This is a genomic window from Leptolyngbya sp. NK1-12 (assembly GCF_032598965.1).
In the GTDB taxonomy this organism is placed as follows: Bacteria; Cyanobacteriota; Cyanobacteriia; order Elainellales; family Elainellaceae; genus Elainella.
The window spans coordinates 2,864,993-2,888,130 of record NZ_CP053586.1 but is presented as its reverse complement, the minus strand read 5'-3'; the positions used below and the strand labels follow the sequence as shown (position 1 = coordinate 2,888,130).

The 23,138-nt window shown below is 52.0% G+C and carries 20 protein-coding genes and 1 riboswitch; of the genes, 10 read left to right on the top strand and 10 right to left on the bottom strand.

The annotated features are described in order from the left end of the window. Window positions 1–279 precede the first annotated feature (279 nt). Window positions 280–618 (top strand): PRC-barrel domain-containing protein, encoded by a 339-nt coding sequence (locus HJG54_RS12130; protein WP_316435222.1) that lies wholly within the window; start codon window positions 280–282, stop codon window positions 616–618. Between the two features lie 22 nt (window positions 619–640). On the opposite strand, the gene hpsN is transcribed toward HJG54_RS12130, so the two are convergent. Next, window positions 641–1,624, bottom strand: coding sequence for a hormogonium polysaccharide biosynthesis glycosyltransferase HpsN (gene hpsN, locus HJG54_RS12125; RefSeq protein WP_316435221.1), 984 nt, complete (start codon window positions 1,622–1,624; stop codon window positions 641–643). Window positions 1,625–1,699: 75 nt separating this feature from the next. Then, window positions 1,700–3,361, bottom strand: coding sequence for a hormogonium polysaccharide biosynthesis protein HpsL (gene hpsL / locus HJG54_RS12120; protein WP_316435220.1), 1,662 nt, complete (start codon window positions 3,359–3,361; stop codon window positions 1,700–1,702). A 190-nt stretch (window positions 3,362–3,551) separates the two neighbouring features. On the opposite strand from hpsL, the gene HJG54_RS12115 reads away from it, so the two are divergent. The 5 genes from HJG54_RS12115 to HJG54_RS12095 all read left to right on the top strand — a co-directional run bounded on the left by HJG54_RS12115 (window position 3,552) and on the right by HJG54_RS12095 (window position 10,713). Then, the gene (locus HJG54_RS12115) at window positions 3,552–4,313 is read left to right on the top strand and encodes a nucleotidyltransferase family protein (RefSeq protein ID WP_316435218.1); all 762 of its coding nucleotides are present in this window, start codon (window positions 3,552–3,554) and stop codon (window positions 4,311–4,313) included. An 810-nt stretch (window positions 4,314–5,123) separates the two neighbouring features. Beyond that, the gene (locus HJG54_RS12110) at window positions 5,124–6,479 is read left to right on the top strand and encodes a CmpA/NrtA family ABC transporter substrate-binding protein (protein WP_316435217.1); all 1,356 of its coding nucleotides are present in this window, start codon (window positions 5,124–5,126) and stop codon (window positions 6,477–6,479) included. Between the two features lie 143 nt (window positions 6,480–6,622). Continuing rightward, a complete protein-coding gene (gene ntrB, locus HJG54_RS12105; RefSeq protein ID WP_316435216.1) occupies window positions 6,623–7,465 on the top strand; it encodes a nitrate ABC transporter permease in 843 nt (280 codons plus the stop codon). A gap of 196 nt (window positions 7,466–7,661) precedes the next feature. Next, entirely contained in the window at window positions 7,662–9,662 is a 2,001-nt protein-coding gene (locus HJG54_RS12100) for a nitrate ABC transporter ATP-binding protein (protein ID WP_316435215.1), read from the top strand. A 214-nt stretch (window positions 9,663–9,876) separates the two neighbouring features. Continuing rightward, window positions 9,877–10,713 (top strand): nitrate ABC transporter ATP-binding protein, encoded by an 837-nt coding sequence (locus HJG54_RS12095; protein ID WP_316435214.1) that lies wholly within the window; start codon window positions 9,877–9,879, stop codon window positions 10,711–10,713. 115 nt (window positions 10,714–10,828) lie between these two features. Here the strand turns inward: HJG54_RS12095 and HJG54_RS12090 are convergent, their stop codons facing one another. Beyond that, on the bottom strand, window positions 10,829–11,107 hold the full coding sequence (locus tag HJG54_RS12090) for a winged helix-turn-helix transcriptional regulator (RefSeq protein WP_316435634.1): 279 nt from the start codon (window positions 11,105–11,107) through the stop codon (window positions 10,829–10,831). Window positions 11,108–11,126: 19 nt separating this feature from the next. Here HJG54_RS12090 and HJG54_RS12085 point away from each other — a divergent pair, with 19 nt between their 5' ends. Then, the gene (locus HJG54_RS12085; RefSeq protein ID WP_316435213.1) at window positions 11,127–11,672 is read left to right on the top strand and encodes a 4Fe-4S single cluster domain-containing protein; all 546 of its coding nucleotides are present in this window, start codon (window positions 11,127–11,129) and stop codon (window positions 11,670–11,672) included. A 202-nt stretch (window positions 11,673–11,874) separates the two neighbouring features. On the opposite strand, the gene HJG54_RS12080 is transcribed toward HJG54_RS12085, so the two are convergent. The 4 genes from HJG54_RS12080 to HJG54_RS12065 all read right to left on the bottom strand — a co-directional run bounded on the left by HJG54_RS12080 (window position 11,875) and on the right by HJG54_RS12065 (window position 17,051). Then, the gene (locus tag HJG54_RS12080) at window positions 11,875–12,828 is read right to left on the bottom strand and encodes a S1 family peptidase (protein WP_316435211.1); all 954 of its coding nucleotides are present in this window, start codon (window positions 12,826–12,828) and stop codon (window positions 11,875–11,877) included. A gap of 106 nt (window positions 12,829–12,934) precedes the next feature. After that, entirely contained in the window at window positions 12,935–13,696 is a 762-nt protein-coding gene (locus HJG54_RS12075) for an SDR family NAD(P)-dependent oxidoreductase (RefSeq protein ID WP_316435210.1), read from the bottom strand. 157 nt (window positions 13,697–13,853) lie between these two features. Further along, the gene (locus HJG54_RS12070; protein WP_316435209.1) at window positions 13,854–14,897 is read right to left on the bottom strand and encodes an FKBP-type peptidyl-prolyl cis-trans isomerase; all 1,044 of its coding nucleotides are present in this window, start codon (window positions 14,895–14,897) and stop codon (window positions 13,854–13,856) included. Window positions 14,898–14,969: 72 nt separating this feature from the next. Continuing rightward, a complete protein-coding gene (locus tag HJG54_RS12065; RefSeq protein WP_316435208.1) occupies window positions 14,970–17,051 on the bottom strand; it encodes a prolyl oligopeptidase family serine peptidase in 2,082 nt (693 codons plus the stop codon). Window positions 17,052–17,272: 221 nt separating this feature from the next. On the opposite strand from HJG54_RS12065, the gene HJG54_RS12060 reads away from it, so the two are divergent. Both HJG54_RS12060 and HJG54_RS12055 read left to right on the top strand, forming a co-directional pair. Continuing rightward, entirely contained in the window at window positions 17,273–17,680 is a 408-nt protein-coding gene (locus HJG54_RS12060) for a hypothetical protein (RefSeq protein ID WP_036005141.1), read from the top strand. Then, window positions 17,659–18,960 carry a glutamate-5-semialdehyde dehydrogenase gene (locus tag HJG54_RS12055; protein ID WP_316435207.1) on the top strand — a complete coding sequence of 434 codons (1,302 nt, stop codon included), beginning with the start codon at window positions 17,659–17,661 and terminating at the stop codon, window positions 18,958–18,960. Before HJG54_RS12060 ends, HJG54_RS12055 begins: the two co-directional genes overlap by 22 nt. A 44-nt stretch (window positions 18,961–19,004) precedes the next feature. Here HJG54_RS12055 and HJG54_RS12050 read toward each other — a convergent pair whose 3' ends face one another. Further along, a complete protein-coding gene (locus tag HJG54_RS12050; RefSeq protein ID WP_316435205.1) occupies window positions 19,005–19,697 on the bottom strand; it encodes a HupE/UreJ family protein in 693 nt (230 codons plus the stop codon). A gap of 17 nt (window positions 19,698–19,714) precedes the next feature. Beyond that, window positions 19,715–19,930: riboswitch (cobalamin riboswitch) on the bottom strand. Between the two features lie 266 nt (window positions 19,931–20,196). Here HJG54_RS12050 and HJG54_RS12045 point away from each other — a divergent pair. Further along, a complete protein-coding gene (locus tag HJG54_RS12045; RefSeq protein ID WP_316435204.1) occupies window positions 20,197–20,940 on the top strand; it encodes a histidine phosphatase family protein in 744 nt (247 codons plus the stop codon). 4 nt (window positions 20,941–20,944) lie between these two features. On the opposite strand, the gene HJG54_RS12040 is transcribed toward HJG54_RS12045, so the two are convergent. Together HJG54_RS12040 and HJG54_RS12035 are read right to left on the bottom strand one after the other, a co-directional pair. Beyond that, entirely contained in the window at window positions 20,945–21,976 is a 1,032-nt protein-coding gene (locus tag HJG54_RS12040; protein ID WP_316435203.1) for an isochorismatase, read from the bottom strand. Between the two features lie 178 nt (window positions 21,977–22,154). Continuing rightward, window positions 22,155–23,060 (bottom strand): urease accessory protein UreD, encoded by a 906-nt coding sequence (locus HJG54_RS12035; RefSeq protein WP_316435202.1) that lies wholly within the window; start codon window positions 23,058–23,060, stop codon window positions 22,155–22,157. Between the last annotated feature and the right edge of the window lie 78 nt (window positions 23,061–23,138).

Here is a 23,138-nt window from a genome sequence, read left to right as displayed (position 1 = left end):
TCAAGGATCATGGCTCAGTCTGAATACGTGCAGCCTAAATACGTTCAGCCCAAATACGTTCAGCCCAAATATGTAAGGTGTTACCAAGCTAACTACTGCCAAAGGAGTAGCAGCCTTCCGACCTTTTGAGTGATGATCTTTGAGACATAAGCGGGGTAAGTTTTTAGTAAAGTGCAACATTACTGCACTGGACTGCACTGGACTAGGCATGGAGTAGAGCCTATCGAAATTAAATTTGCTGTCTGATAATCACATTGAAGATATTTTGAGGTACATGTTATGGCTTTGAAAACAATTGATGAATATGATCTGAATTCAAATCGTCAGCCGGGTAGCTACAGAATTAGCGGATTTGGCGTGTATTCTGACTTGGTAGCCGGCATGTTGGCTAGCAAAACCGAAGAAAAGATTGGTACTGTAGCCAATGCGTTGGTGGATGACATGGGTCAGATTCAGTACATCGTGGTTGATCTAGGAACCAATCCTTCAGGCAGAGAAGTTCTGCTTTCGGCGGACCGGGCACGAATTGACCAAGACCAGCGTCGCGTGTATGCTACGGGGCTAAGCAAAGAGCAGGCTGAGCAACTGCCAGCATACAATTCGCAAATGCAGTACTAACTTGAACTGACACTAGCACCCCTTACATATCGCCGACCATTTGGTCGAGTTGAGTATAGCGCTGGCCGTCATTCCATAGCGAACCCAGCAAGGTTTTGACGGCTGCCAAACAACCTAGAATATAAAAGATAGCGCGACTAATGATACTAAGCGGCGAGCCACTTTTACAGCAAGGTGGATGCCCCAAAACTTGGCAATCGAATAAGTCAGTGGATAAACGCAAAAATTGAATAGGAGTCAAATTTTTTAGACCCATCAAAAAGTTGTTGTGATAGAACGTGATTTGGTATTTGAAGGAGCGCGTACTAATATCGTGGCAACCTCCTGATTCTTCGCCCAAATGAACCAGGTGGGCTGTTGGGTCGTACCAAATTTTGTAACCGGTTTTGCGGATGCGTAAGCAAAAGTCAGATTCTTCGCGGACTGCGCTGCCTTGAAAGCGTTCGTCAAACCAGAGACTGTGCTGTTCAAACAAAGCGCGTCGAAACGACATATTGCAGCCCCTTGCTGTTAGTACCTGCTGTGGTTTGATGGTATGCACCAGATTTAGGCTGTACCAAGCGGTACCCGGATCCATTGCTTCGGGTGGCAAATCTTCAATAATTAAATTCGGATCGGCTTCGGCTAACTTCATGCGGTCCAACACTCGTCCGGCCACGGCACCAACATCCGGGCGCTCTACAAAGTTGCGCACATGCATCTGCAAGAAGTTGGGCGGCAGCAGCACATCGTCATCCAAAAAAACAATGATTTCGCCCCGCGAGCGACGCACGCCATAGTTACGGGCACCTGGCAAACTAGCCCAGTTAACCCGAAACCAGCGGATTTTTTGCTCGGCGGCTAGTTGCTCCAGGTATGCCTGCGTTTCCGGCTCATGTTGGGCAGTTTGATCGACGATCAACAGCTCATAATTGGGATAATCTTGTTGCAGCACATTCGCCAGCGTTTCCCGCAGCACTTGCTCGCGTCCATAGGTGGGAATAATCACCGAAACCGAGGGCACCATGACCTATACCTCCTGTTGAAACTTGCTTAAATTTGCTTTAATTCGCTCAGACTTTCGTTCTTACTGTTCCCGCTATCACCTTCGTCGCTGCTTTTTCTTTTTCTTCTTCTTTTTTTTCTTCTTGCCTTTCGGATTACTTTCCTGTTCTTCCTCTTCGTCTGGCTGCAATTTGGCTAAACGCTCAATTTCTGGCAATTTGAGAATTACACCCGCAAAAAACCAGTAGTAGACCGCAACCGGATCGACATCGAGTGGGTAGTAGTAGGTGTTATAGCTGATAAATAGAACAAACACCCAGAGCGTGGCCCCATAGCTGCGAATATTGCGATTACGCACCGAGCGATAGGCTTTGAATGTCACCATCGTCAGGATCGTCACCACGGCTAGAAACGCCAGTGTGCCAAACGGACCGATTTCGTAGATCAGCTTGGGGTAGTAGGTTTCCACTAGCTCGGTTTTGCCCAGCGCACGGGCCGAATTGGTCGCCCGTCCCAATCCGGCACCCAGTAGGCCGCCTTCTTTTAGCGACCAGAAAAACTGGGCACGAATAAACGCATCGGGAGGGGAAGCCGCCCAGCGCACAATAAAACTGTTAATCCGCTCCTGCACTGTAGCTGCATTTTGCACCGCTGCCACACTCAGCACGATACCTAACCCAATGGCGATTGGAATAAATCGCTTCAGATTGGCTACCTGTCCGGTGAGGATCAACAATAGTCCCGCGACGGTAGGCACTAGCGCTAGAGCAATCCGTTGCCCAGACACCACAGCCAGCACAAAGGTCATTCCCAAGGCGCTCAATCCCAGTATGCGGCCATAGAATTTGGGATCGCTGAAAGCCGAGGCAAAGGCAAAAAACGTACTGGAAATCAGAAACCAACCCCACTGCCACGGTGCCACAAACGTACCGGGTAGCCGAATTACTCCCTGTTGCGGGCTGTAGAGCAACGATCCGCCGACAAAACAGCGCGCCTCCAGCGATGCCTTGAACAGATCGGCTCCTTCGGCAAAGCGCGTGCCTGCACATTTCCCTGTTAACAGCATCAGGTACTGAATGAAGGCTAAACCGCAGCAAATCAAGATCAAAATGCTGGATAGGCGCATCAAAAACAGCATTTCTTTCTTGTTGCGGATCAGGTAGTAGGCACAAGGAATCAGAGGCGCATAGCCAATCAAAACCTTGAGGCCCAAAATTCCCATCGCAATCGGCTGCTCACCGCCTTTGCCAAAGAACTGCTGATACGTGTTGCTGGCTAGCATCGTGAACGTACAGCAGACCAGCAGAATGATCAAGGGCGTCACTAACTGCTTAGGAATCAGAATCGGCAATCGTTCGCGGCGGCAATGTTGATAGATACCAATTAGGGCCGGTAGATAGAACCCATCCTTGGCGAGCTGCAAGAGGGGACTGTTACCGATCAAATAGGTGATGGTGCCGCCAAACGGCATGTAGATTAAAAATGCCCACAGCGCCAAACGCGGATATTTAAACGAAAGCGACAGGCACAAGATGGCTACCACAACCGCCACAGCGACCTTAGGGCCACCAATTAGCCCCAACGGTGCGCTGACAAACAGGGCAAATAGGAACGAGAAAATCGTGAAATTGGTAACTTCTTTGCGAAGTCGGGCGGCTTTGCGCTTCTGTGCTAGCTTTTCCTTCAAGCTCAATTCGCCCTGACCAGGCGAGTTGGCTTGAGTGGGAGGCGGTTGGATCTGGGGTCTACTGACTAGCACTATGAATAGGTGCAGCTCTACAACGTTTGCGGTTTGTCCTTGTTAGTTATTCCCGACCGTGAGGGTGGAGTAACGTAGGGTGGGAAGGGGGTGCGTACAGGCGTTTTGCAAAACGCCTGTACAATACAGTGTCTAAATTAGGGTGTTTAGTCGGATCTGATGTGAGTTTTAAGTTTTGAGTGTAGGTCCTATGAACCAGCAGGTTGATATTATTGGGTTGTTGCCAGCAGGCGGACAGGCGACGCGGCTCTCACCGTTGCCTCTCAGCAAGGAACTGTATCCGCTTGGCTTTCGCGTTGATGCAGAGGGCAAACCCAAGCCCAAAGTAGTGGCGCACTATTTATTAGAGAAGATGCAGCGAGCCGGGATTCAGAAAGCGTTTTTTGTTCTGCGTCCGGGCAAATGGGATATTCCAGCCTATTTTGGCGATGGGGCAATGGTGAATATGCATTTGGCCTATCTGACGGTGCATGTGCCCTATGGAGTGCCCTACACGTTGGACCAAGCCTATCCGTTTGTGCAACAGGCAATTGTGGCCTTGGGCTTTCCGGATATCTTGTTTCAGCCTGAAGATGCCTATGCGCAAGTTCTAGAGCGCTTACAGTCCGGTGCCGCCGATGTGGTGTTGGGGTTATTTCCCACCGAACAGTACTGGAAAGCTGGTATGGTGGCCTTTGATGCGTCGGGCCGGGTTCAGCAAATCATCGAGAAACCATCCCAGACCGACTTGCGCTACATGTGGGCAATTGCGATGTGGAAGCCAAGCTTTACCAGGTTTTTGCACCAATTTCTGAGCAGCCCCACTCCTACAGCTGAACTGCCGATTGGTAATGTGATTCAAGCTGGAATTGAGGCAGGATTGCAGGTAGAAGCAGAAATCTTTCCAGAGGGCAGCTATCTAGATGTGGGCACTTCTGACGATCTAGCCCGCGCGATTCGGGAGCTAACCTAAACAAATACTAATCAAGCCTGGGCCGATGGCTGCTGTTCCAGCAAAACTTGAGAAAAGCATAGGTGCGCTCAGCCAAAAAGGGTCGCCACCGGAGCAATATCATGGTATCCGCCAGGGTTAGCATCGAGTTACTTCTATGAATTAGTTCTTGAATTCATCCTATCAACTGGACTCTATCAGTGAAACTTTCAATTCTATTGATTAATTGGCCTTTATTAATTGCATAAAGAGGATGTGCTCTGTTGAAAAACATGAGCGTGGCAAATCACAAGCCGTAAAGCTCAAACACATTGATTTATCGGCATTTTCAGCCACTTTTGAAACATAAAACGGACCGCTAAAACTACATAAATAAAATTATGCAAACTATTAATTAGATAGCAGGCAATCCTAAATTCGAGTTCCGAAAGAAAAGATTCAAATTTTTACTTATAGGGGTGATATAAGATTTCTTTAATAATCGCCAATTTAACCCCTAGACTTTGTCTATCAAAAACAGTAGATTCATAGACATAAGTTGATGGAGCAAGCACCCAGTCAGCCGTGGCAACGCTGATTGCTGATTTAGACCCATCTCGTCTATCTCGGTGAGTTGTTCTCTAAAAACTTTTCTCTAGTGAGAATAGTCCAGCCGCTTTTAGGGAAGGTTTGTTTTCCCCAGAGGGTAGCTGACCTAATTTTCCTCATCTGCGACGCAGATCTGGGGTGAAAAGGTTGATATTGCAATCTTTTCTACCTTGCTGTGCCGCGATTTTGTAAGTCGCATTTGTGTTGGTCACATTAGTTCTAAACGTTCTAAATGGAGGTACTATGACGCAATTTCCCAGCCAATTCTCCCGACGCAGGTTCTTGTTTACCGCTGGTGCATCTACGGCGGCAACCATTTTGCTGAAAGGCTGTATGGGCAATCCACCAGATACCACTACAGGGGGCCAAAGCTCGCCAGCAGCATCCCCGGTGACGCTTGCTGCTGGTACTGAACCAGAAGTAACCACGGCTAAGTTGGGTTACATTCCTATCGTAGAATCGGCTCCCTTGATCATTGCCAAGGAAAAGGGCTTTTTTGCCAAATATGGCATGCCCGATGTACAGGTGGAGAAACAGGCCAACTGGGGAGCCGCGCGGGATAACGTCAAGATTGGTTCCAAGGGAGGCGGTATCGATGGCGGACAGTGGCAGATGCCGATGCCTTATCTGATTACCGAAGGGCTAATCACTGATGGCACTAAGGTTCCGATGTATGTGCTAGCTCAGTTAAACACCCACGGGAATGGAATTGCGATTGCTGGAGAGCACAAGGGTAAGAACATTGGGCTAAAACTAGAAGAACAAAAGGCATTCTTCTCTCAGCTCAAATCTGCCGGTACTCGGTTCAAGGCTGCCAATACATTTCCAAAAGCGAACCAAGATTTCTGGATTCGCTATTGGGCCGCAGCCGGTGGACTGGATCCGGATGAAGATATGGAAATGCTGACGGTGCCAGCTGCCCAAACGTTTGCCGACATGAAGCGGGGTGCAATGGATGCCTTCAGTACGGGCGACCCCTGGCCTTACCGGATTGTGTCAGACAATGTGGGCTTCATGGCTGCCTTAACCGCCGAGATTTGGAAGAATCACCCAGAGGAATATCTCGCGATGCGGCAAGATTGGGTGGATCAGTATCCCAAGGCCACTAAGGCCATTTTGAAGGGGCTGATGGAAGCGCAGCAGTGGTGCGATGATTTTAATAACCGCCAAGAGTTGGCTGCAATTCTAGCCCAGCGCGAATACTTTGGTTTAGCCGAAGACATTCTGATCAACCCGTTGATGGGTAAGTACAACATGGGCGATGGCCGCACGATCGATGATCGCTCGATGGCCGTGCTGTACTGGAAGGATGAGAAGGGTAGTGTTTCTTACCCCTACAAGAGCCACGACCTGTGGTTCCTGACCGAAAGCGTTCGTTGGGGCTTCTTGGAGAAAAGCTATCTAACCAACGCTAAAACCTTGATCGATAAAGTTAACCGCGAAGACCTTTGGAAAGAAGCCGCCCAAGAAATGGGAGTGCCAGCGGCAGATATCCCTAGCAGCACATCTCGGGGCGTTGAGCAATTCTTCGACGGCATCAGGTTTGATCCTGAAAATCCCGAAGCCTATTTGAACAGCTTGAAGATCAAGCGAGTTTAGTTAAATCGATAGGCTTTCGTGATTCGTGATTCGCTGTTCGTAATGTGTCATTTGTCATTCGTTGTTTTACCAACCAGCTAATCATCAATGACTAATGACGATATTTTGTTCATAACGACCGCTATGCATCAAGGAGAACAATCGTGACCATTGCTCAGAAACGACCATCAAATACCGCGAGTTCTTGGCTACGCAATCCAAAGGTTAGAGAGCGTCTGGATGACATCCTGACACCCTTGGTTACCATCTTGATTCTGTTGGTGATCTGGCAACTGCTGTCTTCGCTGCCGGGTGCTGAATTGCCAGGACCGATTCAGGTGGTACAAGATACCTGGATTCTGATTCTCTATCCCTTTTATGACCGGGGTGGTACCGACAAGGGTTTGTTTTGGCAGGTGTTTGCTAGCTTGCAGCGGGTTGCCATTGGCTATAGCATCGCTGCCGTGGTTGGCATCAGTATGGGCATCCTGGTTGGGATGAACAAGCGAATTTCTAAGGGTTTGGACCCTGTATTTCAAATCCTGCGGACCGTTCCTCCGCTAGCGTGGGTGCCAATTGCACTGGCCGCTCTCCAGCAAAACCAGCCTGCAGCTTTATTTGTGATTTTCATTACGGCAGTCTGGCCAATCTTGATCAATACGTCCGTGGGTGTAAAGCAAATTCCGCAGGATTACAACAACGTGGCCCAAGTGCTGCAATTGCCGCGCACAGAATATTTCTTCAAGATTCTGTTTCCGGCTGCTCTGCCCTATATTTTCACCGGATTGCGGATTGCGATTGGTTTAGCTTGGCTGGCGATTATCGCCGCAGAGATTGTGATGTCGGGGATTGTGGGAATTGGCTTCTTTATCTGGAATGCTTATCAGAACGGGCAGGTCAGCGAAATTATCCTAGCGCTCATCTACATCGGTTTGGTGGGTTGGCTGCTAGATAAGTTGATGGCCTATCTGCAGAACTTGATTCTGCCGCAGAGCCAGCGCCAGTAGAAGCAAAGGATTGAGCGATACAAAGTTTGCTGCGTAGCTAAAATCTGCGTAGCGGTCGGATGAGGGGTAATGGCTGTAATATCGTTTCTCTGTTCTCCAACGGTACGTGTTCTCCGTTGCCCTTCGTCTTTCTTCGCTCTATATCTGTTAGCGTTTTCCCAATGTCACTCTTCATCCATCACTCTTGAGTCTTCCTATGGCTTTTGTTACTGTTGACAACATCAAAAAATCCTTTCCTCTTGCCAACGGCAATCAATACATCGCGCTCAAAGGTATTGATCTAACGATTCAACAAGGTGAATTCATTTCCCTAATTGGTCACTCTGGGTGCGGTAAATCGACACTATTGAACATGATTGCTGGGTTGGATCAGCCCACCGAAGGAATTGTCTTACTGCAAGGTGAGCAGATTCTCCGCCCCGGTCCTGACCGGATGGTGGTATTCCAAAACTATTCGTTACTGCCCTGGATGACCGTGCGGCAAAATATTGCCCTAGCAGTCAATAATGTGTTGGGACATTTGCCGAGCACAGAGCGGGAGCAGGTTATTGAACAGCACATTGACATGGTGGGATTACGTCACGCCGCTGACAAACCACCCGATCAACTCTCTGGCGGCATGAAGCAGCGGGTGGCGATTGCCCGTGCTCTCGCGATTCGGCCCAAGCTGCTGCTGCTCGATGAACCGTTTGGAGCGCTGGACGCCTTGACGCGCGGCAATTTGCAAGAGCAGTTAATGCAGATCTGCGAAGAAAACCACGTGACCGCCGTGATGGTGACTCACGATGTAGACGAAGCGATCCTGCTTTCGGATCGGGTGGTGATGCTAACCAATGGCCCCGAATCCAAGATTGGCCAGATTCTGGACGTGGATATTCCCCGTCCACGCAAGCGCATGGAAGTAGTGAACCACCCCAACTACTACAGCTATCGCAGTGAAATTATCTACTTTCTGAACCAACAGAAGCAAATCAAAAAGCTGCGGGCGCGCAAAACTACCGCGATTGCTCGTCACGGGTTGGAAAAGATAAATCTGGAAATCGGCTTTGTGCCTTTGACTGCCTGCGCTCCCTTGGTTGTCGCCAAAGAAAAGGGCTTCTTTACCCACCACGGTTTGGATGAAGTGCATCTGGTACGCGAGTCGAGCTGGCGCGGGATTCAAGATGGCATCGCGGGTGGTTATCTCGATGCGGCACAAATGCCTTCAGGGATGCCAGTCTGGCTGACAGTAGGCGGAATGAATGATCAGCCGTTGCCGGTTGTTACCGCGCTAACCATGACGCGCAACGGTAACGCGATTACCCTCGACAAACGCTTTTATGAGCAAGGCATCCTGACCCTGAACGATCTAAAGTGGATGCTGCTGGAAACACCGAACAAACGGCATACCTTTGGAGCTGTTCACCCAGCTTCTATGCATAGCCTACTGCTACGCTATTGGTTGGCGGCGGGCGGCATCGATCCGAATCACGATGTCTCAGTTACTACGATTCCACCGGCCCAGATGGTGGCGCAATTGGAGGCAGGTAACATCGATGGCTACTGCATCGGCGAACCCTGGAATGTGCGAGCAGCCGTTGAGGATATCGGCTACACGATTGCTACCGATTTGGAAATCTGGGACGGCCATCCGGGTAAGGTGCTGGGCGTGCGGGAAGATTGGGCATTGGCCTACCCCAATACCCACGTAGCGCTGGTCAAAGCGTTACTGGAAGCCTGCCGTTACTGCACTGACGAAAAGAACCACGATGAGGTACGAGAAATTCTCTCTCGTCCGGAGTACTTAGCAACCGAATTGGACTACATCTACTTAGGAGATTCCAGCCATCGCGTCTGTGATATCCATCCCTCGCCTCGCGAGTATGCCCACCATCAGTTCTTCGGTGCCGGAGTCAACCGTCCCAGCCGAACTGAAAACCTGTGGATCATGACCCAACTGGCCCGCTGGGGAGAGGTGCCCTTCCCGCGCAACTGGGTAGAAGTGCTGGAGCGGGTTTGTAAAGTCAGCGTCTTTAGCATCGCGGCCCGTGAATTGGGATTGGCTGAACTGTCCTACAGTCGCGGTCCGATCCATTTGTTCGATGGAGTCACCTTCACAGCCGATGATCCGATTGCCTACCTGAATAGTCTGGCGATCAAGCACGACATTTACATGGCCGAAGTGCCTCTAAGTACGCCCATTGCCCGTTCTGCTTAAAGTAAAAAGTTTTAAGTTTTGAGTGCTAAGTTTTGAGTTTCTCAGTTATTCAAGGGGTAATCGAGTGCGGGACTCTTGTCTGCTTCCAACTCATCTTCGCCCCTGTCCCTTGACCCTACAGCGACACTATTCCTAACTCAAAACTCAAAACTCAAAACTCAAAACTCAAAACTTAGCTTCCATTCCTCATTCCGTTCTAACTATGCAATCCTTAATGACTACTGCAACTCAAACTCAAACGTATCCACAGTCTACTAGTCAGCAACCTTTTTTAGTCGTTGACAACGTTTCCAAGATCTATGACTTACCGAAAGGCGATCAATATACCGTTCTACAAAACGTCAACTTAACCGTTCAGAAAGGCGAGTTCATCTGCGTCATCGGTCACTCTGGTTGCGGTAAAACCACATTGCTGAATATGGTCAGCGGTTTTTCCAGACCAACAATTGGCGAGGTGCGTCTACAGGGTCAACCGATCCAAAGCCCTGGTCCCGACCGGATGGTGGTGTTTCAAGGCTATGCGTTGCTGCCCTGGATGACCGTATTTGACAATGTATACTTGGGTGTCAACGCTGTGTATCCAGAAAAATCCAAAGCCGAGAAAAGCCAGATTGTAAAAGAGCACCTGGCGATGGTGGGTTTGGCTGATGCTATCGAGAAAAAACCACCGGAGATCTCGGGTGGGATGAAACAGCGGGTCGCCATTGCCCGTGCCCTGGCAATTCGACCCGAAGTATTGATTCTGGACGAACCCTTCGGTGCCTTGGACGCCATCACCAAAGAGGAACTACAAGAAGAGTTGCTGAAGATCTGGAACCATAATCGCTGTACGGTGCTGATGATCACCCACGACATCGACGAAGCCCTCTTCCTGGCCGATCGGTTAGTGATGATGACTAACGGACCCGCTGCCAACATTGGCGAAATTATGGAAATTCCGTTCAGCCGCCCTCGCGACCGCACCCGGATTATGGACACGCCAGAATACTACAAGCTGCGCAACCACGCACTCGACTTCCTCTATAACCGCTTTGCCCATGATGTGGATTAACGCTGAGATTGCACCTAGAGGCAACTAGGATAGACCCCCAACACAACGGTGAAGGGTAGCAGCAGAAAGGGTGGCAGCGCTGGCTGTGCCCTTTTTTCTTTCTTGACTTCAACACCTAATCTGAGTTCAATGGGCACATACAGGGGTCTTGCGCTAGCCACTGTGAGCCAACCTGATGCAGAGCCGCCATCACAGGCTGGAGTTGACGGCCTTTGGCGGTGAGAGAATATTCGACGCGAGGCGGAATTTCGGCATAGATGCGTCGCTCGATCAGCCCTTGAGCCTCCAACTCTCGCAGGCGCTGTGTCAGGGTTTTAGTGCTGATACCAGGCAGGGCTGCAAGGAGTTGATGGGTCCGACGATCGCCACCAAACAGCTCCCGTAGTACTAGAATCGACCACTATGAATCGGAGGTGAACGGTCCAGGTTGTCGAGCTGTGATCTGGCTGCAGGGTTGTTTGCGAGAATGTCCCGGCTGCTTTAATCCGGCTTCCTGGTCATTTGAGATCAACCAGCTCATTGCCGTTGATACTCTGGTTGAAAAGATTCTCAGTAACCCGCGCAATCAAGGTGTCACCTTTTCGGGTGGAGAACCCTTCTGGCAAGCGCCCGCTCTGATCGATTTAGCTCGCCGAGTCAAAGCCGCTGGTCTAAACGTCATGTCTTTTACTGGCTTCACATTAGAGCAACTGCGATCGCCGCAGGCTCCCGCAGGAGTGCAGGGTTTACTGGAGCAGCTCGACATTTTAATCGATGGAGCTTATGTGCAGTCTTTGGCAATTCATTCCCCGGATTCTCTAGTTTCTTCCAGTAATCAACGGGTGCATCTGTTTAATCCGGCATTGCAGGATCAGCTTACCTGGGCGAGTGATCAAATCGAAATTCACATTCTCAAAGATGGGAGTCGGATTGTCACGGGCTATCGGGGGCAACTGAGCCTGGTTGAATCGGAGCGATGAGCGGCAATTTCGAGAAATCTATGACATTACCATTCCTGCAAATTGGCTCCCATCCTGCCCAACATCCAATTATTCAGGGAGCGATGGCCGTGCGTGTCTCTAGATCTGACATTTCCAGCTTCTCTTTTTATCATTCCTGATTGCGCCAAGAAAAATTCATAGTGATTTCACTCATCTACCCATCTATCCATTCACTCCTAAATTACCAAACCGGATACGGCGGCGGCATCTCCATCGGATAAGGAGCATAGGGCGGTGGCTCCCGCATGGGCGGCAGATCGGGTTCAAATCGGGGAGGGCGTTGGGGAGAACGGGTGGCCGGTGGAATTTCTCCTGCTAGAAACTGACGAATTTGCTCGACAGGAATCGCCACTTCATCAACAATTTCTCCCTGCGTAATCCCAATGACTTTGCCATCCGCTTCTAGCGGTCCACCAGAATTGCCGAACGTGATCGTGCCTTGCTGGATGGCTAGACAGGGAGCTACGGCCAGACACTCTCGCGTGGTGCCCAGCAGCGATGAATTTTTAACGGTCAAGGGTTGATTGTTGGGAAAACCAATCGCCCGTACCGCGGTTCCCTGACTAGGAGAGACATCAGCCAAAGGCGCAATCGGAAAGTCCGCGTCCGGGACAAACAGCAGCGCCAGATCGAACTCCGGCGATTGCCGCAGAATTTCTGCATTGTAGACCTCGCCTTTGCCTCCAAGCTGGAGCGGCGGACGGTTGCCCATGTCGGCAATCACATGATAGTTCGTTAACACCACGGCACCCCGCCTTTGGCCAACGCCTGCTAGCTGTGGGTCAATCGAAACTCCAGAGGCACAGGCTTGTTCGTTCCATCCCATGCGGGTCTTGACGCAAACGGTTGCCTCAACCACAGTATCTGCGCGATTGTGAGCTGAGAAGAGATTGAACAGAGGGTTAGAACGGGAATTGGCCTGATCGGGGCGAGCGGAACGGGGCGGCACCAGAATCGGTTCAGCCGTGAGTGATTCTGTGGCCGAATCAGTCTTAGCGGTCAACCAAGTTGTACCAATTGCGCCTAAACTGGCTCCCAGCAGCAAAATGCCCAAGTTCTTCAGGCTACCCAACTGCCACAGTCTTGAATCTCTACGTTGCTCGTGAAAGGAAGAATCCGAAGCTGGCTGTTTCATACGGATGCCTCTGAGCGGTTTCTCAGAGTATGACAGAAAACCAATCGGTTTCGCTACCGCCATTCGTCTTGTTTGGGAGTCAGGAGGCTGGTCAGCGAGCTGAATTCTACCATGGCAAGCGGCTACCATCCCAGGAAAAGAATTCGCCGCTATCGCTTTCCTCTAGCCCATCCAAAATAGTGATGAGCTGCCCCACAGTCCGCTCGACACTAAACAGCTTTTCTGGCGGCACGTTGCGCTGAAACGGGCGGGATAGGCGCGTATCGGTCGTTCCTGGATGGAGCATCACCACAATTGTTCTCGGGCAGGTGCGTTTGTACTCAATCGCTGCTGTACGCATCAGCATGTTCAACGCCGCTTTAGAAGCCCGGTAGCCGTACCATCCACCCAACTGATTATCGCCAATGCTGCCAATTTTGGCGGAAATGGTTGCGAAAATACTGCGGTGAGTGTGTTTGAGCAAGGGCTGGACATGTTTCGCCAGTAGAACAGCCCCAATGCTGTTGATCTGGAAATAGCGCAGCAATTGCTCGGCATTGAGCTGGCGCAGGCTTTTCTCTGGTTGCATCATGCCTTCGTGCAGCACCCCGACGCAGTTGATCACCGTATGCAGGACAGTGGTTTCTGCCTGAATTTCGGCAATGGCGGCAGCAATCTGGCTTTCGTCCGTGATGTCGAGCGGCAAGCAGCGCAATCGCGGATCCTGAATGGTCAACAGTTCAGCCTGGGGATCCCGATAGGTGGCGTAGAGCCGATCGGCGCGAGGCAGCAGTTGGCGGACAAATTCCAACCCAATTCCCTGACTGGCTCCTACAATCAAAGCTGCCGTTGAACTAGATTCAGCTTGGGTTGGGGCAGAGTCGCGCATGGAGATCTAGGTCGTTGCTAGCAAGATGACGGTATATAAGGGGTGGATGGGCTTCGCCGTCAGCGACTCAGCCGAACGGTGAATGGGTGTGGAACAGTTAGTCTATATGCTAGTGAGATACTTAGCATGCGTCCCAGCTTGTTCTCTACAATTTCATCTAACTGATTCCAATAATTTCCACATCAAAGATCAAGGCAGCGTTGGGGGGAATGGTGCCAGGAACGCCCCTAGACCCATAGGCCAGATTGGGCGGAATAATCAACTGTCGCCGACTGCCCACACTCATGCTGCTGAGGCCCTCGTCCCAACCGGGAATCACTTGGCCAGTGCCAATTGCAAACGAGAAGGGCTGATTGCGGTCGCGGGAACTGTCGAATTTGGTGCCATCTACTAAAATTCCGGTGTACTGTACAGTCACAGTCTGACCAGAGGTGGGGGTGGGGCCATTGCCAGTTGTCAGGTCAATATATTGCAGTCCAGAAGCGGTACGGGTCGGAGTATCAGGCACAAAGGCATAGTTGAATGTGTAGTTTGTCTCTTTGCCCGCGGCTGGCAGGATGCGCAAGTAATAGGTGGACCCGGCAATTCCAGTCAAACGCTGGTTGATCTGTTCATCGGTGGTGCCGCTGTTGGTGGAGGTCAAGATCAGATTGCGATTGCTGTCGTAGAGTTCCAGATTGGCATCGTCGGTGAGTCCGGTAAGGGTAAAGTCAAACCGTCCGGCCACCAAGGGACTGAACCGGATGAAATCATCAGGATCGCTGTTGCCGACAAAATCACTGCCGCTGCCGGTGGCGGTTCGGAGAGACGTGGCGGTCTCAAACGAATTGCCAAACTGATCCGAGGTGGGAGTGGCGCTGAGGGTGAGGGCATAGCGGGTATCGGCACTGCCCCGGCGCAGATTGACGCGCACATAGAAGGTGCCAGGGGTCAGCAAAATGTTGCTGAGGGTTTCAACTTTGTTGCCCGGTTTGCGAGAAGAGGCCAGCACCCGACCGGCAGCATTCAGCAGCGTCACATCGGCATTGGCCCGTTTCGCTAGACCGCTGAGCCTGAGGTTGAGGCTGCTTCTGACCTTGGGAGTCAGCTTCCAGAGGTCAACTCGGTCTGCTGCACTGAGGGTTTCTCGGACGGTTTTGGGTGTTGCTCTGAGTCGAAATAGGCTGGCCGTCCTCAGGGTTTGGCCTGGATCTTTTGCCATGCGATGGGTCTTCCGGTGCGATTTGCGATCCTTAGAGTACACCGAAGTTGCCGATTTCGCCCAAGGGATTTGTTAGACCTGGATATCCAACACCTTCACCAAAAAGGCAAACCGATCCGCCACCTCTTCGATAATTTTGGCCGTGGGTTTACCGGCTCCATGCCCCGCTTTGGTTTCAATCCGGATCAGCACGGGTGCATCTCCGGCATGAGCCTCCTGGAGGGCTGCCGCGAACTTAAAGCTATGGGCTGGCACTACCCGATCGTCATGGTCGGCGGTGGTGATCAGCGTGGCCGGATAGGCGGTTCCGGGTTTGAGATTGTGCAGCGGCGAATAGGCATAGAGGGTGGGAAACTCGTCGGGATTTTCGGCAGAGCCATATTCCGAGCACCAAGCCCAGCCGATGGTGAACTTATGGAAGCGCAGCATATCCATTACTCCCACTGCCGGTAGGGCTGCCGCAAACAAATCGGGCCGTTGGGTCATGCAGGCTCCTACCAGTAACCCGCCATTGCTGCCGCCGGAAATCGCCAATTTTTTCGAGGAGGTGTAGCCATTGGCAATCAGCCACTCCGCTGCGGCAATAAAGTCATCAAACACATTCTGTTTGTTTTGCTTCATGCCCGCCTGATGCCAATCTTCGCCATATTCGCCGCCGCCCCGCAGGTTGGGAACGGCATAAACGCCGCCCAGATCCATCCAAACCACGTTACTGGGCGAAAACGACGGCGTCAGCGACACATTGAAACCGCCATAGCCATACAGCAGGGTGGGATTGTTGCCATCCAGCGCCAACCCCTGCTTGTGGGTGATGAACATCGGCACCTGGGTGCCATCCCGACTGGTGTAGAAGACCTGCTTGGTCTCATAGTCAGCCGGATTAAAATCCACCTGCGGCTGCCGAAAAATTGTGCTTTCGCCGGTCACCATGTCGTAGCGGTAGATCGTGGTCGGGGTGGTGAAACTGGTAAAACTGTAGAAGGTTTCTGTGTCGTAGCGCTTACCACCAAAGCCACCGGCTGATCCCACTCCCGGCAATTCGACTTCGCGGGCAAAGCGGCCATCCAGGTGAAAAATCTTGATCTGCGTCCGCGCATCCTTGAGATAAGAAGCGACAAACTGATTGTTGAGCAAGCCAACTCCTTCCAGCGTTTCGGCAGCTTGAGGAATGATCTCCTGCCAGTGCTGCTTGTCAGGATTGGTGATGTCGATCGCAATCACGCGCCCGCGCGGTGCCTCTAGGTCGGTCTGAAACCAGAAAGTAGTGCCATCGTTGTCAATCAGGCTGTAGCTAGCCTCAAACTGATTGATCAACTCCACCACCGGGCCATCGGTCGTCAAGTCTTTGTAGAACACCAGATTTTTCGGATCGGTACCCATCCAAACCGAGATGATCAGGTAGCGGCCATCTTCGGTGACAAAGCCACTAAAGCCCCACTCCTTCTGGTCCGAGCGTTCGTAGATCAGGGGATCCTCAGACTGGGGTGTGCCCAGCCGATGGTAATAGAGCTTCTGATAATAATTGACTTCTTCTAGCTTGGTGGTTTCGTTCGGCTCATCGTAGCGCGAATAGAAAAAGCCCTGCTGATCGTGCGTCCAGCTCGCCCCAGAGAATTTCACCCACTTGAGCAGATCCGGCAAATCCTCACCGCTGTTCACATCACGCACCTTCCACTCCTGCCAATCCGACCCCGCCGTAGACAGCCCATAGGCCATCAGTTTGCCATCTTCGCTAATCGACAACCCCGACAGCGCCACCGTGCCATCGTCCGACAGAGTATTGGGATCGATCAAAACCCGCGGCTCGCCCTCCAGATCCGACAGGGTATAGAGAACGCTCTGGTTCTGAAGTCCATCATTCTTGAAATAAAAATAGCGATCCGCCTGCTTAAACGGCGTGCCAAACTTTTCGTAGTCCCACAGTTGAGTCAGCCGTTGCCGCAGCGTTTCCCGAATCGGAATCTGGTTCAAAAAGCCAAACGTCACCTGATTTTGCGCCTCGATCCAAGCCTGCGTCTCCTCCGCATGGGGATCCTCTAACCAGCGATAGGGATCCGCCACCGCCGTACCATGATAGGTTTCCGTGACATCGAGCTTACGGCTCTTCGGGTAGGAGAGTGCTGTTTGAGCCTGAGGCTTCTCAACTGGAGACATAACAAAACCGCCTGAACAACTGTTTCCACTCTACCGACTTCAACGCCACTTGGCTTGCCCCTCTCCCCCATCTCCCCTCGTTCGGTGAGGCTCACGAGCCGCATCTCCCTTATCTCACTTTGAAGAGAGTATTAACAATCATTGCCGCCGATGCGGTTTGAGCTAGATTTAAGAGTAAGAGTTCGATCACGCCTTAACAAACCTCATTTTGCGTTGCGCCTGTGCATTCCCAAAAAGTTCAAAAAATTGACTTAAACAACGACTATCCCTGTCCCTGCCGTCGTCGAGGCCGTCTGGTGCCAATCACCCTGACCGAGGCGTTCGGCTGCAATCGCTGTCAGCAAATTTTTGTGGTCCAAGAGAATGGCTATGTGATCGAGCAGTTGTCTACGACCTACCCCTACAAGCGGGCCTGGCGCTGGACCGGGCATCAGTGGAACATCGCCCATTCCTCCCTAGCAAGCGGCTACTTTCCCCTGACGTTGGCGATCATTTTTGGCCTGCTATTTCTGTTACTACTGACCACCCTAAACGCTCCATTCAGCTCCAGCGTTACGTTTCGGGTAATTGCAGCATTGGTACTGTCGATGATGCTAGTCTTGATGCTATGGCTAGCTTGCAGACGTTAGACCAAGGCAGTAGTTCCTTGAACGCATCATCACCTGATCTCACCACGATTGCTCAACAGGCTCAACAGTCTTCTTTGGCGCTATCCGCCTTGCGAGGCATGGACCGGAGCCGTGCCCTACAGTTCATGGCCGAAGCGTTGCTAGACCGCCAGAATGACATTTTGGAGGCCAACACGCTAGATCTGGAAGCCAGCCGCGAGATGGCGATTCCGGAGCTGGTACTGGAATGGCTCAAGCTGACCCCAGAGCGCCTGCAAACCGCAGGGCAAATCCTCCAGCGATTATCCGAGCTGTCGGACCCGATTCAGCCGATTCTCAACACGCCGTCCTATCAGGTTGATCAGTGCCAGACCTACTGCCAGTTGATGCCGCTGGGGGTGATTGCCCTGATCTACGAAGCGCTGCCGGAATTGGGAGCGATTGCCGCCGGTATGTGTTTGCGCTCAGCCAATAGTCTGATCCTACGGGGCGGGGCCGAAGCCAGCCATTCTAATCAAATCATTGCCGAAACGCTGAAGCTGGCGATAGAAGATGCGGGGCTGCCGGGGGATTGTTTGCAGTTTTTGCCTGCCGAACAGGGCGATGTGATTCGGGAACTGGTGACGCTAGATCGCTATATTAATCTGGTGATTCCCTACGGTCGTTCTAGCTTGGTGCAGCAGGTGATCCGACAAGCAACGGCTCCCGTATTGCGGACCGCAATTGGCAACTGCTATCTCTACTGGTCGCCCACGGGCAGCCTCGATATCGCCCGCTGGATGATTCTAGACAGCCATCAGACCGAACCGGACCCGGTAAATGCGATTGAGAAGGTGCTGATTCACCGGCAACACAGCTCCACGGCCCTGACCATGCTCTGGAACAGCTTGAAGGATAAGGGCTTTCATCTACGCGGCGATGCAGAACTGGCCAGCGAATTTCCCGATATGTTCTCGATGGTGGCCGATGCGGCGGAATGGAATCGAGCCTATCTGAGCGATACAATCGCCTTCAAAGTCGTGGATAGTCTAGAAAGCGCGATTGCCTGGATCAATCAGCACAGTAGCGGCCACGCGGACTGTCTAGCCACCGAGTCCTACCAAGAAAGCCGCCAATTTGCCACCAGCATCAACAGCGCCATTGCCTATATCAACGCCTCTCCTCGCTTTCACCGCAACCCCAAACGCGGCACCCCGATTGCGCTAGGCATGTCGAATCAGAAAGGGCACCGCCGTGGGTTGATTAGCCTGGAATCCTTGACAACCGTGAAGTATATCGTTCAAGGAAACGGGATTAATTGATGCGATTAATTGATGCGATTAATTGATGCCTAGCCTGAGCCAACCTAAACTGGCAAAACCGTGGCTACAACCTGAGATGCGAAAAAGGCAATCCCAATCCCGCAAATCACCAGACCCGCCGAACGCAAATTCGCTGACTCGCGGCCCGGTTGCCGCAGCAGCCGACGACCTACCCAAAAGGCACTCAGGGCAATCAGAAGCTGAATTGCCGTAAATCCAATCAGATACGAAAGCAACGGCGTCATCTCAGCCCCAAAGATGGCCTCTCCGTAGGCATAGCCGTGGAATAGCCCCGCTAAGGCAGCTAACCCAGCGACCATCGGCAGACTCAGTTTGGTTTGCCGCACCAGTAAACTGCCAAACAGCAGAATCGACCCCGAAACTAGCAGCTCCACCGCCGGTAACGGTACCGAGATCAGATGTAAACCCGTGCCCAGCATGGCGGTCAGAATAAAGGCGATGGGAATCACCAGGCCCATTGGTTCGGTAGCAGCCAACAGCCCCACCGCGACTACAAAAGCCAGGTGATCCAGCCCAATCACTGGATGCGCCAACCCCGACAAAAATCCTTCGACAAAATTAGCCGGTAAGCGGCCTGCCATTGCATGGTGAGCCAGAACCGGCGTTGCCGTCAGCAAAAGACCTGCACTGCTAACCAGCGGCAGCGATAACTGACTGAGCCGGCTCCGTTTTCTAAGTTGAGAACCCATTGAACGACGCATTGAACTACGCACCATCCGTACCTCGCAGATGAAATGAACATGCCACGATTGGCGGGTGTTCTGGCTTGAAAAGTTTTGAGTTTTGAGTTTTGAGTTTTGAGTTGGTGATGCAAAACTTAAAACTCAAAACTCAAAACTCAAAACTCAAAACTTTCTCACAGCTGCGGGACAGCGGCAGACTGACACTGCACTTTCCCCCTTGCGTCTAGCGACTGCTCCCCGCTAGAACCAATCGAGTTTCCTGACTATATCACCTTGGGTGACGGCAAACTAGATTACGTCACAAACCGCACAATTCAGTGAAATGACGTAATAGAGCTTCATGATTCTCCTCAGCAAGCGCTTCAAAAAAAATCAAATTGGCCGTATGATTAACGCAAATTATTCTTAACAAGGTGAGCGGCTGAAAAAACAGTTTCTAGCTCAGACGCTTGTGCTGCGGCCAGGAAACTAGTCAGCTATTGCCTTGTTGCAGCTAACTCTAATGCCAAAAATAAGGTGCCAAAAAACGGTCATGGGAAGCAATAAGATCAAAATTTGGGTGGGTGTGGGCGTTTATTCCTTGCTGGGAGCAGTCCCTGCGGCAGTTGCATCATCAGACAGTCCGTCAGGACATGCGCAGCCACCCCAGGCTGAGATTTTGGTAGAGCAACGGTTAGCCCAAGGCGGCGAAGGCGGCGAAGGCGGTGAAGGGGCGACGCCAACCTTTCAAGATCGCTTGACCGGCGCTGATTTGGTGAATGCATTGCGGCAGGGTGGCTATGTGATTTACTTCCGCCATGCTCAAACCGAAAAAGACTACGCCGATCAAGTTTCCGCCACAATGGGCGATTGCTCAACCCAGCGGATGCTGAGTGAAGTGGGCTGGCAGCAGGCGAGGACGATTGGCAAAGCCTTTCAGAATCTGCAAATTCCCGTCGGTCAGGTCTACTCCAGCGAATACTGCCGCGCTTGGCAGACTGCCGATCTGGCCTTTGGCCGCTATGAAAAACGAGCCGCCCTCAACTTCCCTCCGGCAGAGGAGTACACCGAGGAGCAGGTGCAGCAGATGCGAGCTGCCGTCATGCCGATGCTGACCGCCCTACCTGCTAGCGGCACCAATACGGTAATTGTCGGCCATGATGATGTGTTTGAAGCCGCCACCGGAATTTACCCCGAACCGCAGGGCGTCGCCTATGTCGTCAAACCAGATGGACAAGGTGGGTTTGAGCTGGTCGCCAATCTGTTGCCGGAGGAGTGGGCGCAGCTATCCCAGTAGGCTTTTATAAACGGACCCAAGCCTCGATCGGTTCGGTGGATTTAACTAGATGCATCCCAGCCTCGGCAAAGCGCTGATAGGCCGCATCGGCCTGTTCGGTGAAGTCCACCACATCGGGCACCACCACTGCCGAGGTGCAATCCTCTAGCAGGTACACCTTTTGGGCCAGCTTCGGATCGGTGGCCTCAATTTCGTTCAGCAAATCGGCGACGGTCCAGGCGACACAGTGACTTTTGGCTTGACCGGCAATCACAATCGCATCGAAGCTGAGCAGCCGCTGCAAAAAGGCGCGATTTTCCTGGGCAATTGTCTGCTGGTTTTGATCTACCAATACTTCTGGCTTCAGGGCCGAGTAGTTTTCCGTCAGGGGATTGCCGCCCTTGATCTCAAACCGAGTTTGGCTGCCGCGAGCCAAATTGTGGAAAAAGCAGGCTTCTTCCACCGCAGAGACAATCGCATGCCCAATGCCACCCAGCATCGAATGGTAGGGCCAGATGGTCAGCAAATACTTGTTGGCTTGGCTGAGCTGACGCACGTAGTGGCGGGCATAGGTCTGTAGCTCGTCGTAGTCCTTCCCAAGATTGACGGCAACGGCGGGATTCACCTGCCAGCGGCCCTGCTCCAGATCTTCCAACGAAATCATCGCCATGGCAGGTGGATGGTTGCCCGCTTGGTCAATCCAAAATAGGGAATGGAAAATCTGGGCGGCGGTATGGGTATCCATTGTCAGGGCAATTTCAGTGATTTGGCCCAGGTTGCGGTAGATAAATTCACAGAGGCGGATGTTGTCCTCCACGGCTCCCATGCCAGAGCGTCCGCCCACAAACAGCTCGTAGCCCGGAATGCAGAAAGTATTTTGCACATCAATAGCCAGCAGACAAATGCGGCGCTTATCCTCAGCGGCAGGCCGAATCTGGTGTTGCTTGGCCCAAGCTTGGGCTTCGGCAGCTCGAACTTGATAGGGAACGCGCCAAACCTCAGCGACGCTGGAACGATCAAAATGAGCCGGAATGGGCAATTGGGTGGTTACGCTCATGGATATCTCGCAAACAGTTGTTTGTCGTCATTTCACAGCGGGCAAAATTCACAGCGGACAAAATCTCGAACCAAAAGGCAGTGAATTGCATTGAATGACTCGCCCTGCTCTTCTATTATGGTACTTTTTACTATAATTGACCGAAGCGGGCTGGAAGATCGACCTATGCCATCGGAGCTTACCGCAAGCTTGAAACTTGCCAAACTCGCGGAATGCAGCTTGGCCGCTCTAGATAGTCTTGCCGCAGCAGATTCCAGATCTCGCCAAACCAATGGCGGGCTTCAGCCGTGGAGTCACCTCGATAGCGACACAATACACCAGTTGGCAGGCGAGTCACTCCCATCTGGGTTGGGGCAGCAATCTTGGAACGCAATTTCTCAAGTAATGGGTCGCTGATGGTTGTTCCGGCTGCCCCCACGCTTGCTCCCACGAAGGCCAAACTGCCGATTACAGCGCAACCCGCTAACCCATGCAGACTCTCTAGCATCTCACCACCGCCCTGAATCCACTGCGGATCAACCCAAATCAGCCGCTGATTCTGCCAAACCTCGGTGCGGGAACGCCATTCGCCTGTAGTAAACCGTTCACCCCGTGCACTACGCCCCAAGCGAGTGATGTCCCAACCCAGCCACGTGGCTTGATCGGCCAAGTCTATCCGCAACTGCTGCCGGTATCGAGCACCGTCAAACACAATCGTTTCCTGCGGCAACCATTCCAAGCAGGCATCAGGGGCAACGCGGATTTGGGTGGTCTGCTGGGCTTCTAGACCGTTACTGCGATACACCTTAGTGGCGGCAGCCGTTGTCAGCAAAGCGTGGGCCTGTGGCTCTACCTGCACCTGCACAGCAAGCTGGTCGCCGCCCACAATTCCACCTGCCGTATGCAGCATAACGCTATGGCAGATGGAATCCCCTTCTGGGTAAAACGGTCGCTGCACCTTGAGCGGAGCCTGAACCCGACTGCGGCTGAGAATGGTTTTGCTATCGCGGCATTCAAACTGAAGCGATAGGCTACCTCGCCATGCTCGCTGAGTTGAAGCGGGCTGCGGCTCTGCTGAATCAATTGGAAGCGGTTGATTAATCAAAGTGGGAGTTCATTCGTAGGTTCTGAAATCCCAGCATATCGCTCTGGAAGTTAAAAAAAGCTGAATAGGTCAGATTAG